The 1271-nt window shown below is 61.8% G+C and carries 1 protein-coding gene; it reads right to left on the reverse strand.

The features are described from left to right. Positions 1-7: 7 nt before the first annotated feature. Positions 8-979 (reverse strand): IS110 family RNA-guided transposase, encoded by a 972-nt coding sequence (locus DES47_RS28565; protein WP_133704197.1) that lies wholly within the window; start codon positions 977-979, stop codon positions 8-10. Positions 980-1271 lie beyond the last annotated feature (292 nt).

The following is a 1271-nucleotide window of genomic DNA, read 5'->3' on the forward strand; positions in this document are numbered from 1 at the left end:
GTAGATTCTATGGAGCAGCGCAAGCCCCGCGAAGGCGTTGAGGATCAAAACTGCTCTTTGAAGTCCAGACGGCGAAAGCGATGCGCAGGAGTTTGCGCGCGATGACGCAGTAGGCGGCAATCTTGGATAGGCCTCTGGCCACGAGCTTGTCACGCATGGCCAACCACTCAGGGTTGTTGCAGGCGCTGACGGCGGCCAAGTAGATGAGCCGACGATCTTCGGGGTTGCCGTGCTTGGACAAGACGCGGCGCCCGACGTACTGCCCGGAGTCTCTGGGGCGGGGATCCATGCCGTAAGCAGCTACAAAGGCATCGCTGTTGGCGTAAGGGATGCGGCTCAGCCTTGCGGTCAATGAGGCGCTCACCAGAGGGCCGATGCCACAGATGGTGCACAGGCGTTGGCGCTGCGCTTGCAGTTCAGCGTCCTGGGCGATGGTCTGTGTAATGCGGGCATCGAACTCGACCAAGAGCGCGTCAAAGGACTGGATCAGGGCGTCGAACTGCGGTTTGCACAAGCTCAGGCCTGCCATGCTCATGCGCAGGCTCTGGCGCTGTTTGACGAACTGATGGCGACGGTGAATCAGCAGCGCCAAGGTGTCCTGCAGGGCTGTGGGTGGTGTGTAGGGGTGCAGCGAGGCGCCCTCGTTGAGCACATAGCGGGCAATGCCACGCGTATCAAGCACATCGGACTTGCCGCGGGCGCGAAGGCTGCGCAGATAGGTGGCGACGTGGGCGGGGTTGAGGACGAACACCGTGTGGCCCGCTTGGTGGGCCAGGTCAGCCAGCAGGCGGTGAAACGTGCCCGTGGCCTCCATGCCGATACGGCACCCCGCAGGGACGGTCTTGAGCCAACGAAGGATCTGCGGCGCGGTGTTGGGTATCGACTTGACCGCGGTATTCAGGGTGAAGGGATCGGCCTGAGTCAGGCAAAGCTCGGTACTGCTGACATCAAAGCCGAAGCAAGGCGTGGGTGAAATCATGATGGAGCCCCGGGTGAGCAGCGACTAGACTGAAACAGCCGGGGTGGGCGTTTGCACAGGGCGTGAGCTTGCATCTATGGGCCGTCATCGACGAGCAGGCCTTGAGGGGACTGCGACGTTGGTGCGAGCTGCATTCCTAATCGACGCTGAGGCAAACGAAGTGGGAATATGTCTACGGAAGTCTGTCCGCTGAAGACGGCAGATAGCCCGGATAGTCCCTCCACCTCGGCACCCTCAGTCGCTGCGTCTGAAGGTGCTGCCCCGAACATACAAGCCCGGATGCAATCCGGGG

The organism is Roseateles toxinivorans (assembly GCF_004362525.1).
Lineage (GTDB): Bacteria > Pseudomonadota > Gammaproteobacteria > Burkholderiales > Burkholderiaceae_C > Paucibacter > Paucibacter toxinivorans.

Coding starts and splice junctions, on each gene's coding strand:
- DES47_RS28565 (WP_133704197.1), bottom strand. CDS start 979: ATGATTTCACCCACGCCTTGCTTCGGCTTTGATGTCAGCAGTACCGAG.